The sequence below is a fragment of the Enterobacter cloacae complex sp. 2022EL-00981 genome (genome assembly GCF_028737495.1).
Taxonomy (GTDB): domain Bacteria; phylum Pseudomonadota; class Gammaproteobacteria; order Enterobacterales; family Enterobacteriaceae; genus Enterobacter; species Enterobacter cloacae.
The window spans coordinates 119,788-132,536 of the sequence record NZ_JAQZRK010000002.1 but is presented as its reverse complement, the minus strand read 5'-3'; the positions used below and the strand labels follow the sequence as shown (position 1 = coordinate 132,536).

The 12,749-nt window shown below is 56.5% G+C and carries 12 protein-coding genes; 8 read left to right on the top strand and 4 right to left on the bottom strand.

Features of this window, described 5'->3' with window-relative positions; genetic code table 11:
• Window positions 1-11 precede the first annotated feature (11 nt).
• The 4 genes from PUZ33_RS02475 (at window position 12) to PUZ33_RS02460 (ending at window position 4,999) form a co-directional block, all read left to right on the top strand.
• Window positions 12-884, top strand: coding sequence for a manganese catalase family protein (locus tag PUZ33_RS02475; protein WP_020688584.1), 873 nt, complete (start codon window positions 12-14; stop codon window positions 882-884).
• 67 nt (window positions 885-951) lie between these two features.
• A complete protein-coding gene (locus PUZ33_RS02470; RefSeq protein WP_013096665.1) occupies window positions 952-2,355 on the top strand; it encodes a cytochrome ubiquinol oxidase subunit I in 1,404 nt (467 codons plus the stop codon).
• Complete coding sequence (cydB, locus tag PUZ33_RS02465; RefSeq protein WP_020688583.1) at window positions 2,355-3,365, top strand: cytochrome d ubiquinol oxidase subunit II; 1,011 nt, start codon at window positions 2,355-2,357, stop codon at window positions 3,363-3,365. The genes PUZ33_RS02470 and cydB overlap by 1 nt, the downstream gene beginning before the upstream one ends.
• Window positions 3,366-3,373: 8 nt before the next feature.
• Window positions 3,374-4,999: an alpha-amylase family protein gene (locus tag PUZ33_RS02460; RefSeq protein WP_058680469.1), complete on the top strand. Its 1,626-nt coding sequence runs from the start codon at window positions 3,374-3,376 to the stop codon at window positions 4,997-4,999.
• On the opposite strand, the gene PUZ33_RS02455 is transcribed toward PUZ33_RS02460, so the two are convergent.
• The 4 genes from PUZ33_RS02455 to PUZ33_RS02440 are packed head-to-tail and all read right to left on the bottom strand — an operon-like array spanning window position 5,000 to window position 7,481.
• Complete coding sequence (locus PUZ33_RS02455) at window positions 5,000-5,986, bottom strand: SDR family oxidoreductase (RefSeq protein ID WP_058680470.1); 987 nt, start codon at window positions 5,984-5,986, stop codon at window positions 5,000-5,002.
• A 17-nt stretch (window positions 5,987-6,003) separates the two neighbouring features.
• Window positions 6,004-6,510: a 2-oxo-tetronate isomerase gene (locus PUZ33_RS02450; RefSeq protein ID WP_058680477.1), complete on the bottom strand. Its 507-nt coding sequence runs from the start codon at window positions 6,508-6,510 to the stop codon at window positions 6,004-6,006.
• 11 nt (window positions 6,511-6,521) lie between these two features.
• Complete coding sequence (locus PUZ33_RS02445; RefSeq protein WP_013096670.1) at window positions 6,522-6,968, bottom strand: DUF421 domain-containing protein; 447 nt, start codon at window positions 6,966-6,968, stop codon at window positions 6,522-6,524.
• Window positions 6,969-6,977: 9 nt separating this feature from the next.
• Entirely contained in the window at window positions 6,978-7,481 is a 504-nt protein-coding gene (locus tag PUZ33_RS02440) for a hypothetical protein (protein WP_058680478.1), read from the bottom strand.
• Between the two features lie 138 nt (window positions 7,482-7,619).
• Here PUZ33_RS02440 and PUZ33_RS02435 point away from each other — a divergent pair, with 138 nt between their 5' ends.
• The 4 genes from PUZ33_RS02435 (at window position 7,620) to PUZ33_RS02420 (ending at window position 12,696) form a co-directional block, all read left to right on the top strand.
• Complete coding sequence (locus PUZ33_RS02435; RefSeq protein WP_013096672.1) at window positions 7,620-8,009, top strand: YdeI family stress tolerance OB fold protein; 390 nt, start codon at window positions 7,620-7,622, stop codon at window positions 8,007-8,009.
• Between the two features lie 62 nt (window positions 8,010-8,071).
• Window positions 8,072-8,956 (top strand): SDR family oxidoreductase, encoded by an 885-nt coding sequence (locus tag PUZ33_RS02430; protein ID WP_048972164.1) that lies wholly within the window; start codon window positions 8,072-8,074, stop codon window positions 8,954-8,956.
• 165 nt (window positions 8,957-9,121) lie between these two features.
• Window positions 9,122-10,045: a LysR substrate-binding domain-containing protein gene (locus PUZ33_RS02425; protein ID WP_014831860.1), complete on the top strand. Its 924-nt coding sequence runs from the start codon at window positions 9,122-9,124 to the stop codon at window positions 10,043-10,045.
• A gap of 266 nt (window positions 10,046-10,311) precedes the next feature.
• Window positions 10,312-12,696, top strand: a complete 2,385-nt coding sequence (locus PUZ33_RS02420) for a glucose/quinate/shikimate family membrane-bound PQQ-dependent dehydrogenase (protein WP_058680471.1) — start codon at window positions 10,312-10,314, stop codon at window positions 12,694-12,696.
• Window positions 12,697-12,749: the final 53 nt, after the last annotated feature.

The following is a 12,749-nucleotide window of genomic DNA, read 5'->3' as shown; positions in this document are numbered from 1 at the left end:
CAGGAGAGTGTATGTTTCGACACGTCAAACAGCTGCAATACACGGTTCGCGTTGCTGAACCGAATCCCGGCCTCGCCAATCTTCTGCTGGAACAATTTGGCGGGCCGCAGGGTGAACTGGCGGCCGCCTGCCGCTACTTCACCCAGGGCCTGAGTGATGACGATCCTGGCCGTAAAGATATGCTGATGGATATCGCGACCGAAGAGTTGAGCCACCTCGAAATCATCGGGACGCTGGTCGGCATGCTGAATAAAGGGGCCAAAGGCGCGCTGGCGGAAGGGGTAGAGAACGAAGCCGAGCTGTACCGGTCCATGACCGAAAACGGCAACGACAGCCATATTACCTCCCTGCTCTACGGCGGCGGTACCCCGCTCACTAACTCCGCGGGCGTGCCCTGGACGGCGGCCTATGTTGATACCATTGGTGAACCCACGGCGGATCTGCGCTCGAACGTGGCCGCAGAGGCGCGGGCAAAAATCATCTATGAGCGTCTGATCAACGTGACAGACGATCCCGGGGTGAAAGATGCACTGGCGTTTCTGATGACGCGAGAGGCGGCGCACCAGCTCTCCTTCGAGAAGGCGCTTCAGTCTATTCGCAATAATTTCCCGCCGGGGAAATTGCCGCCAATCGAGGAATTCACCAACAAGTACTACAATATGTCTGAAGGTGGCGAGGTCCGCGGAAGCTGGAACAGCGATAAGCATTTCGACTACGTTGAGGCCCCCCAACCTGCGGTTGACGGTGGAGACGGGAGTGCAAGCGTGACGCTCTCGACCGAACAGGCTACGCTCGTCAAGGCGATGTCTGCTCGCACAAAATCCGATCCGAACGCCGACCCGTTAACAGGTGCCGAGCTAGGCGCCGGTAAGAAAAAACCGTAACCGGTTTTGCCAGGCAGCTCCCGCTGCCTGGTAATTCTCGTGCCCCATCGTTCCAGAGGTACGGACCATGTTCGAACTCGACGCGTTTCATCTGGCGAGAATTCAGTTCGCTTTTACCGTCTCGTTTCATATTCTCTTCCCGGCGATCACCATCGGGCTTGCCAGCTATCTGGTGGTGCTCGAAGGGATGTGGCTGCGTACCAAAAACGACGTCTGGCGCTCCCTGTACCATTTCTGGCTCAAAATATTTGCCGTCAACTTTGGTATGGGCGTTGTGTCCGGGCTGGTCATGGCCTATCAGTTCGGCACCAACTGGAGCGGGTTCTCTCAGTTTGCAGGCAGCATCACCGGGCCATTGCTGACCTACGAGGTGTTAACCGCTTTCTTCCTGGAGGCCGGTTTCCTCGGCGTAATGCTGTTCGGCTGGAACAAGGTTGGACCGGGACTGCACTTCTTCGCAACCTGCATGGTGGCGCTGGGTACACTAATGTCCACCTTCTGGATCCTCGCCTCTAACAGCTGGATGCACACTCCGCAGGGCTTCACCATTGAGAACGGTCAGGTGATCCCTGAAGACTGGCTGGCCGTCATCTTCAACCCCTCTTTCCCGTACCGGCTGATCCATATGTCCATTGCCGCGTTCCTGTGCAGCGCCCTGTTTGTGGGCGCGTCGGGGGCCTGGCACCTGCTGCGCGGCAACGACACGCCCGCCATTCGCAAAATGTTCTCGATGGCCATGTGGATGGCCCTGCTGGTCGCCCCCATTCAGGCCGTAGTCGGGGATATGCATGGCCTGAACACGCTTGAACATCAGCCTGCCAAAATCGCCGCCATCGAGGGGCACTGGGAAAATCCGCCAGGGGAAGCCACCCCGCTGCTGCTGTTTGGTCTGCCGGATATGGAAGAGGAGCGCACCAAATACGGGCTTGAGATCCCGGCCCTCGGCAGCCTGATCCTCACCCACAGTCTGGATAAACAGGTCCCCGCGCTGAAAGATTTCCCGAAAGAAGATCGCCCGAATTCCACCATCGTCTTCTGGTCGTTCCGCATCATGGTTGGCATGGGGCTGTTGATGATTGCCCTCGGTGTCCTGAGCCTGTGGCTACGCTATCGCCACCGGCTGTATCACTCGCGCCCGTTCCACTGGTTTGCCCTCTGTATGGGGCCAGCCGGTCTGCTGGCGCTGCTCGCTGGCTGGGTGACCACCGAAGTGGGTCGCCAGCCGTGGGTGGTCTACGGCTATCTGCGCACCATCGACGCGGTCTCTCTGCATAGCACGCTGCAGATGAGCATCAGCCTGCTGGCCTTCATCGTCGTTTATTGCTCGGTGTTTGGCGTGGGCTATGTCTACCTTGTGCGTCTGATTAAGAAAGGACCACAGCCGGTGGACACGCTAACCTCAAACACCTCGGGCACCCCCGCCCGTCCGCTGTCTGCCGCTGAGTCTGTTCCGGAAGAGGAGAGAATCTGATGGGCGTCGATATCTCGGTTATCTGGTTTGCCATCATCGTCTTCGCCACCCTGATGTACATCATTATGGATGGCTTTGACTTGGGGATCGGTCTGCTGTTTAACTTCGTGGGCGATGCCAAAGAGCGCGACGTGATGGTGAACAGCGTGGCCCCCGTCTGGGACGGCAACGAAACCTGGCTGGTGCTGGGCGGCGCAGGGCTGTTTGGCGCCTTTCCGCTGGCCTATGCGGTGATCATCGATGCGCTCACCATTCCGCTTACCGCCATGCTGATCGGTCTTATCTTTCGCGGTGTCGCCTTTGAGTTCCGCTTCAAAGCGACGCCCTCTCACCGCCAGTTCTGGGACTACGCCTTTGCCGGAGGCTCGCTACTCGCCACCTTCAGCCAGGGCGTGGTGGTCGGCGCGGTGATCAACGGTTTTGAAGTAGAAGGCCGACGCTACGTGGGGTCTGCCCTCGACTGGCTGACCCCCTTCAACCTGTTCTGCGGTATCGGGCTGGTAGTGGCCTACACGCTGCTGGGCACCACGTGGCTTATCATGAAAAGCGAAGGTGCACTGCAAAACCGCATGCGCGAGTTGACCCGCCACGTGCTGCTGGCGCTGATTGTCGTCATCGCGGTGGTGAGCATCTGGACGCCACTCGGCTGGCAGTACGTGGCCGAGCGCTGGTTTACCCTGCCTAACTTCTTCTGGTTCCTGCCGGTGCCTCTGCTGGTAGGCGTATTTAGCCTGTGGATCTGGCGCTTGACCCGCAACCCGGCCAGCCACGCGCGTCCGTTCCTGTTGACGCTTGGGCTTATCTTTCTCGGTTTTAGCGGACTGGGCATCAGCCTGTGGCCGAACATTATTCCGCCGCGCATTAGCCTGTGGGATGCCGCGGCCCCGCCCGCCAGCCAGCTTTTTATGCTGGTGGGGACGTTACTGATTATTCCGGTGATCCTGGTGTACACCGCCTGGAGTTACTACGTCTTTCGGGGAAAAGTTTCTGATACAGAAGGTTACCACTGAGGTGCAGGATGGCAGGATGGCATACACGGGCCATTATTTATCAAATTGATACGGCACTGTTTTACGATTTAAACGGCGATGGCTGCGGAGACATCGCCGGAATAACGGCCAAGTTGCGATATATACGCCGCATGGGGGCGACAGTAATCTGGATCACTCCGTTTTACCTTACCCCTTTTCTGGACGAAGGGTATGACGTCAGCGACCACCTGCAGGTCGATCCCCGGTTCGGCAAACTGGCGGATATTATCGCTTTTATTGAGCAGGCACGTGAGCTGGGGATGCAGGTCATTATCGAGCTGTTGATCCAGCATACGTCGGACGCGCACCCCTGGTTTCAGGAGGCCCGGCGCAACCCGAAATCCCCCTTTCGCGACTATTATCTGTGGTCAGATAATGATGATGACGATACGCCTCCGATGTTCCCCGGCGTGGAAAAGAGCATCTGGACATGGGATGACGAGGCGGGCCAATACTACCGGCATATGTTTTATCGCCACGAGCCGGATCTCAACCTCACCTCACCTGCGGTAATTAAAGAGATAGAGAACATTATCCTCTTCTGGCTCAAGCTTGGCGTATCGGGATTCCGTCTGGATGCCGCGTCGCATCTCACCACCCAGGCCGGAGGCGGTGACGAGAAAAAGGGGCTGTGGATCCTGGAGCATTTGCGCCGCCTGATTACCCAACATAACCCGCAGGCGATCCTGCTCGGGGAAGTTGACGTAGAGGTGGAAGCCTACAAGGACTATTTTGGCAATAACGACCGCCTGCATCTGGTGCTTAACTTCTGGCTTAACAAATATTTCTACGTGAGCCTGGCCAGGAAAAGCGCCCGCCCGCTGCGTAATGCGGTGAAGAAAATGATCGTCCCGCCGGACTCCTGCTGCTTTGCCAACTGGCTGCGTAACCACGACGAGCTGGATCTGGAGGGGATCGGTAAAAAGGATAAACAGTTCGTCCTCGACACGTTCGCCCCGGATGAAGAGATGAACGTGTACCAGCGTGGGATCCGCCGTCGCCTGGCGCCGATGCTGAACGGCGACCAGAAGCGGCTGGCGTTCTGCCACGCCGTGCTGTTCTCCCTGCCCGGGGTGCCCGTTATGCGCTACGGGGATGAAATCGGCATGGGTGATGATCTGGATTTAGAAGAGCGTTACGCCGTGCGTACGCCCATGCAGTGGGCGCCCTCTCAGGGCGGTGGCTTCTCTGACGCGGATGCGCAGAGCTTTATCGCGCCCATCATTGACCACGGGCCCTATCGTTATCAGAAAATTAACGTGGCGGATTCGCTGTTGCAACGCAACTCGCTACTGCACCGGATTATCGATATCGCCAACACGCGGTCTGAATTCCCGGAGATTGCCGTGGCGCCGTTTCATCTTATCGCCATCGATAATGATGCAGTGCTGGGAATTTACTACGAGGCTGAAGATCGCAGCATTCTTACCTTTGTTAATTTCAGCGATCAACCGGTGACCTTCACCTCCAGAGGGATCCGCCACGCCACATGGACCGCCTGTCTGGCAGACAAACGCTACGAGGATACGCTGGTCAGCGACAAAACCGTTGAGCTGAATATAGGCGGCTACGGCTATCGCTGGTTCTGGACAAACCGTAGCGCGCTGCGCTGACTACTTTTTGCGGCCGCGCATCAGGCGTGTGAGCACAATCCCTGCGACGGCCAGGGAGCCCAGCAGCACTTTCCCGGGCGCGCCAGAGGAGACGGCGCTGGCGCGCGTTTTCGCCTCAGCAGAGAAATGGCCGTGGATTTTGTGCAGGTCGTTGACCGGCTGGTCGAGATAATCCCGCCGGTCTTCTGCGTTCAGGGTGTCGGTCATCTGCCCTTCCCAGGCCTTTTTCACCATCAGGCGGTCAAGAAAGCCGGGGAAGAGGAACTGGCCGACAATCGACTGGATGGTACTGCTGCCCACCCACAGCTCGCGCACCGGTTTTTGCGCCACCCTGAAAATGGCACTCGCGGCCACTTCCGGCTCAAACACCGGCGGAACCGGGCGCATCGCCCAGGCAAACTTATTCCGAGCCCATTCAAACTGCGGTGTATTCAACCCCGGCATCTGAACCATGGCGACTTGCACCCGGCTGTTCTCATGCATCAGCTCGGTACGCACCGCATCGGTAAAGCCCCGGATCGCGGCTTTGGCGCCGCAGTAGGCGGACTGCAGAGGAATGGAGCGGTAGGCCAGCGCGGAGCCAACCTGAATAATCACGCCCCGATCGCGCGGCACCATCAACTCCAGCGCGGCACGGGTACCGTTCACGTAGCCAAGGTAGGTGACTTCTGTAACGCGGCGAAATTCATCCGGCGTCATGGTCCGAAACGGCGCCAGCACCGCCCCCATGGCATTATTGACCCACACATCAATCGCCCCAAGGCGATACTCAATTTCGTTGGCGGCATCCACCACCGCCTGACTGTCGGCCACATCCGCCTGCACGGCCAACGCATTGACGCCAAAACGGCGTAGCTCTTCCTGGGTCGAGTGCAGGCTTGTCTCCTCGCGCGCAATAATGCCCACATCGTAGCCCGCTTTTGCAAAATGCAGCGCCGTGGCTTTCCCCACGCCCGCCGTCCCGCCAGTAATGACCATCACAGCCATAAAACCTCCGCGTTATTTCAGCCCGATAATTTCGTCACTAATTCAGCCAGCGAGTAATGCACCGCTTTTTCCACCACGTCCTGACAGTCGCCGGAAAAGAGCACCCTGCTCGTTTCCGTCTTTCCGCCAATATTCCAGGCGAAGCACACGGTCCCCGCCACCGTGCCGTCATCTCCCCCTTCCGGCCCGGCATAGCCGCTGATGGCGATACTGACATCGGCCTGGGCAATGTCGCGGATGCTGGCCGCCATCTCGGTGACGGTCTGTTCACTGACGGCGGTAAACCGCGCGAGGGTTTCCGGGCTTACGCCCAGGATCCTCTCCTTCGCGCTATCGCTGAAGACGACCAGCCCCACGTCATAAAAATCGGCAGTGTTCTCTTCCGCGCAGAGCGCCACGGAAAGCTTCCCGCCGGTGCAGGATTCTGCGGTTGTTAAGCGAAGCCCGGCATCGATTAACCTGCTCGCCAGTTTTTTGGTCAGTTCAGCCACGGTAATGGTGTTGTCGTGGTATAGATTGCTCATCATCAGGCCTCTCATTTTTTCTCAGGAATAATGGAAATATGGCCATTACGTTCCAGAATGGCATATTTGATTTCGCTTAACTTTGTAATACCATTATTCTGCCGGGCCGAAACCAGAATATCATCACATGAAACATCGACCTTTTTGAGTTTATCTGCTAAGGGCACGCCGTTCTCAACCAGAATTACCGGCGTGCCATCCAGGATATTCTCCACCGGCGAAAAATACTTTTTCATCAGTCCAAAAATAATATCCACAACCACCAGCGTGGTGATGGTTATCATTGCACCCGTGACCGAAAAATCCTCCCCCAGCAGGGCCTGCTGGGTTGCTTCGCTGATAATTAACAGGAGAATAAGGTCAAAGCTGGTCATCTGCAGCAACGCACGTCGTCCGGCAACTTTGAAGACCACCACCAGAAACAGGTAAATCGCCAACGCCCTAAAAACCATATCCATGGCAGCCTCCTAAGGGTAAATAAATTGCCAGAAAGGAATATCCGGCAGGTTGTTTACACGAATGACGTTGTGCCATTTACCGCCTCTGGTCGGGGTAATGAACAGCCAGACCGAAAAATGTGGCGATTTTTCAAGATGATTATAGACAAAATAGAGCGTGTTCCCGCGGCTGTACATGCTGTCTGGCTGCGGCCAGACGCTGCCCGGCTCGTAGGCGTCGCTGCTCTCGCTGGTCATGCTCACGGTGTATTTGCCCTCGCTGTTGACCGGAAAGGTCACCTGAAGTCGCGACTCCGTTTGCCGACGCGCAAAGCGCTCATAGTTGAGGGTCAGGTTTTTTGCAGAATTGGTTTTCTCCGTGTCACTCACTATCCCACTTGAAAACAGACCGGCAATCGCTGCGATGATAATACTCAGTAACACAATAAATCCGAGCTGGCGAAATGCATATTCAAAACTCAGCAAGCGATAACTCTCATTTATCCCGGGTAACTTTTCATTTTTATCATTCATGGCAGCCATCACCGTTTCGCTTATTTACCAAACGTTCTGTTTTGTATGGCGAATGTTTTTAAGACTTATCACATTTGCCACATAAAGGAATAGCAACAATACTTAATAAGTCAAGACACCTTAAATGAAGGATATCAGATGAAATTATCACTTATTTCCGCTTTTTTAATATTTATGGTGCCAACCGCATGGGCTGATAATAACGGCGGGTTACAAAAGGGTGAAGCGCCGCCTCCTCCGCATGCGCTGGATAGCGGTTATCGCGGCACGGATGATGCCCGTATTATGACCATCGACCAGGCGAAACAAATGCATGATGGCGCGACCATTTCACTGCGCGGCAACCTTATTGACGGTAGCGGCGATAAGTATGTATTTCAGGATAAATCCGGAAAAATCGACGTTATTATCCCAAAAGCAGTCTTTGACGGCAGAACAGTCAAACCAGACCAGATGATCAGCATTAACGGTTCGCTTGATAAAAAGTCATCGCCTTCCGTGGTGCGTGTCGATCATCTGCAGAAATAACTCAGCGAAGCGTTAACGCTGTATTTTCATCCTAACTCACCTATTGGCTTAAGGAGTCAGCTATGAGTGATACTCAACAACGTACGAACGCTTATCCGCAACCCCCTTTCCCGGAACAGCCGCAGACGCCACCAGGACTGGCTTCTGAGATGCAACCTGTTCCCGATCACGGGGAAACGAGCTATAAAGGCCACGGCCGTCTGGCGGGCAAAAAAGCGCTGATTACCGGCGGTGACTCCGGTATCGGCCGCGCGGTGGCCATTGCCTACGCCCGTGAAGGCGCCGATGTCGCCATTAACTATCTGCCTGAAGAAGAGAGAGACGCCGCAGAGGTTATCGACCTGATCAAGGCCGAAGGGCGCAACGCCGTCGCGCTGCCGGGGGATGTCCGGGATGAAACCTTCTGCCAGAACCTGGTGGAGGAAGCGGTGGCTAAACTTGGCGGACTGGACATTCTGGTGAACAACGCCGGTCGCCAGCAGTATCGGGAATCGCTGGAAGAACTCACTACCGAAGATTTCGATGCCACGTTTAAAACCAACGTTTATGCCCCGTTCTGGATCACCAAAGCGGCGCTTCGCCATCTGAAAGCCCCTGCGGCAATTATTAACACCTCCTCGGTGCAAGCGGTAAAACCCAGCCCTGTCCTGCTGGACTATGCCCAGACCAAAGCCTGTCTGGCGGTGTTTACCAAATCCCTTGCCAAACAACTGGGGCCGAAGGGCATTCGCGTTAATGCCGTGGCTCCCGGGCCTTACTGGACGGTGCTGCAATCCAGCGGCGGCCAGCCGATGGAGAAAGTGAAGCAGTTTGGGGGTGACACACCGTTGGGCCGTCCGGGCCAGCCGGTGGAGATTGCACCTTTATACGTCACGCTGGCGTCAGATGAGTGTTCCTTTACGACCGGCCAGGTATGGTGTTCCGACGGCGGTGATGGCGTGATTTAACGTTTCCCTGCCCGAATGTGCAATAAATGAACAAGGACGTTCAGCCCCCCGCCAAAAACATGTTGTAACTCAAACAGATCAAATGTTAAAAATATTTTGCTATCAAGTTATCAAAATTAAACAACTTAGCTTGTCACCCGCATCGCTCTGTTTTTAACATCGCCTATGGAAAAAAATGGTCTGTTCAGTCAGCGCATACGCTTGCGCCATTTGCATACATTTGTGGCCGTCGCTCAACAGGGAACGCTGGGGCGTGCGGCTGAAACCCTTAACCTGAGCCAGCCTGCTCTCTCAAAAACGCTTAACGAGCTGGAACAACTGACCGGTGCCCGTCTGTTCGATCGCGGCCGTCTGGGCGCACAACTGACCCTGGTCGGGGAGCAGTTTCTGACCCATGCAGTAAAAGTGCTTGATGCGCTCAATACCGCCGGACAGGCGCTAAACCGTAAAGAAGAGCAGACGCACGAGATTGTCCGTGTGGGTGCCCTGCCCACGGCGGCGCTGGGCATTCTGCCGCCGGTCATTGGTCAGTTTCATAAACAGCAAAAACATACGACCCTGCAGGTCGCCACCATGAATAACACCATGCTGCTTGCGGGGCTGAAATCCGGCGAGCTGGATCTGGGTATCGGACGGATGTCAGATCCCGAACTGATGGTGGGACTGAATTATGAACTGCTGTTCCTGGAATCCCTGAAGCTGGTGGTACGCCCCAACCATCCTCTGTTGCAGGATACGGTTACCCTAAGCAGGGTGATGGAGTGGCCGGTGGTCGTGTCACCAAAAGGTACGGTTCCACGGCAAAATGCCGAAACGTTACTGCAGATGCAGGGCTGTACGCTGCCGACAGGCTGTATTGAAACCCTGTCCGCTTCCCTGTCACGCCAGCTTACCGTGGATTATGACTACGTCTGGTTCGTCCCCTCCGGTGCGGTTAAAGATGATTTACGCCAGGGCACGCTCACCGCACTGCCGGTGACCTCGCCCGGCGCCGGCGAACCGATTGGCATTTTAACCCGCGTTGATACGCCGCTCTCCTCAGGTGCACAGACGCTGCTGAGCGCGATACGTAAATCGATGCCTGCCTGATTCCTTTCCCCTTGCCCTGACCCTCTCCCCCCGGGACGAGGGTCATTTCTGCGTTCTAATCATTTAATGCGAAATCATTTATTAACAATTGCGCAAAACAATTTAACAGTTTTATCATAGCGACGAATTCACCAAATGGTTCGTAAATGTTTTATCAACCCCGAATTCAAGCGTATTAATCATTATTCCCACTGCATTTATTACCCACCTGGTACACTTCCGGCACGTTGTCGTGCTGAGCAGCGGGGGATCTTAAGGAGAAAGAGATGGCATTTGGCAGCGCGCCACGTGGGATACCCCGTATCCTGCAGTGGCTCCTTGCCGGACTGATGGCGATCGTCGGTCTGGCCGTTGGCGGGTTGGGTTTTAAACTCGTCACCGTAGGCGGAAGTGGATACTTCCTGATCATGGGCGTGGTAATGGTGATTGCCGCGATCCTGATTTTCATCAACCGCAGCAGCGGGATTGTGTTGTATGGCATCGCGTTTATCGCGTCGCTGTTCTGGGCGGTAAGCGATGCCGGCTGGGATTTCTGGCCGCTCTTCTCACGCCTCTTCACCTTTGCGGTTCTGGCATTCCTGTGTGCCCTCGTCTGGCCGTTCCTGCGTGCGGCAAACCGTGCGACGCCGGTGAAAAAAGGCCCGGCCTTTGGCGTGGCGGCGCTGCTCGCCGTGGCAATGCTGGTCAGCCTGGGCTGGATGTTTAAACCCCAAACGCTGGTGGCGGCGAATGAGCCGGTGCCGGTGAAACCGGTCGCGGCTGGCGAACAGCAGAAGAACTGGGAACACTGGGGTAATACCACCCACGGGGATCGTTTTGCGGCCCTCGACCAGATCAACAAGCAGAACGTTAACGAGCTGAAAGTCGCGTGGGTTGCCCATACCGGGGATATCCCCCAGAGCAACGGCTCCGGTGCGGAAGACCAGAACACGCCGCTGCAGATTGGCGACACGCTCTACGTCTGTACGCCGTACAGCAAAGTGCTGGCGCTGGATGTAGATTCCGGGAAAGAGAAGTGGCGTTACGACGCCAAAGCCACGGCCCCGAACTGGCAGCGCTGCCGTGGGCTGGGCTATTTTGAAGATTCACAAAACGTGACAACGTCACAGACAGATGCGCAGCCCGCCGCCTGCCCGCGCCGTCTGTTCCTGCCCACCACCGATGCCCGCCTGATTGCCATCAACGCCGATAACGGTAAAACCTGCGAAGACTTTGGTGACAAAGGTACCGTGGATCTGAGCGTGGGTATGGGTGAGATAAAACCGGGCTACTATCAGCAAACCTCCACGCCGCTGGTGGCAGGAAACGTGGTGGTGGTCGGCGGACGCGTGGCGGATAACTTCTCCACCGGCGAACCGCCGGGCGTGGTGCGCGCCTATGACGTTCATACCGGTAAACAGGCCTGGGCGTGGGATCCGGGTAATCCGGACCTGACCGGCCTGCCGCCGGAAGGCCAGACCTACACGCGCGGTACACCGAACGTCTGGTCTGCAATGTCCTATGACGCAAAACTGAACCTGATTTACCTGCCAACCGGTAACGCCACGCCAGATTTCTGGGCCGGAGAACGCACCGCGCTGGATGATAAATACAGCTCCTCCATCGTTGCCGTTGATGCCACCACCGGCCAGGTCCGCTGGCATTTCCAGACCACCCATCACGACCTGTGGGACTTCGATCTGCCTTCTCAACCGCTGCTGTACAATCTGCCAGACGGTAAAGGCGGAACCACGCCGGTTCTGGTGCAGACCAGTAAACAGGGCATGATCTTTATGCTCAACCGCGAAACCGGCAAACCGGTGGCGAAAGTGGAAGAACGTCCGGTCCCGGCGGGTAACGTGCTGGGCGAACGCTACTCCCCGACGCAGCCGTATTCCGTCGGTATGCCGATGATTGGCAACCAGACCCTGACCGAATCCGACATGTGGGGCGCGACGCCTGTCGACCTGCTGCTGTGCCGCATCCAGTTTAAAGAGATGCGCCATCAGGGGGTCTTTACCCCGCCGGGTCTCGATCGTTCCCTGCAGTTCCCTGGCTCACTGGGCGGGATGAACTGGGGCAGCGTCTCAGTCGATCCGAACAACGGGCTGATGTTCGTCAACGATATGCGCCTGGGTCTGGCCAACTACATGGTACCGCGTGCCAGCGTGGCGAAAGACGCCAGCGGGATTGAGATGGGTATTGTGCCCATGGACGGCACGCCGTTCGGCGCCATGCGCGAGCGTTTCCTGTCACCGCTGGGTATTCCATGCCAGAAACCGCCGTTTGGCACGATGTCCGCGGTTGACCTGAAATCCGGCAAGCTGGTGTGGCAGGTTCCGGTGGGCACCGTGGAAGATACCGGCCCGCTGGGTATTCGCATGCATATGCCGATCCCTATCGGGATGCCAACCCTTGGCGCGTCGCTCTCCACCCAGTCTGGCCTGCTGTTCTTTGCCGGCACTCAGGATTTCTACCTGCGCGCGTTCGATACCGCCACCGGAAAAGAGATCTGGAAAGACCGTCTGCCGGTCGGCAGCCAGTCCGGGCCGATGACCTACGTTTCACCGAAAACCGGTAAACAGTACATCGTCATTAACGCTGGCGGCGCCCGCCAGTCACCGGATCGCGGTGATTACGTTATCGCGTATGCGTTACCCGATAAAAAGTAAGCGATGAAAAAAGGGACCGAAAGGTCCCTTTTTATTTGTAGGTCGGGTAAGGC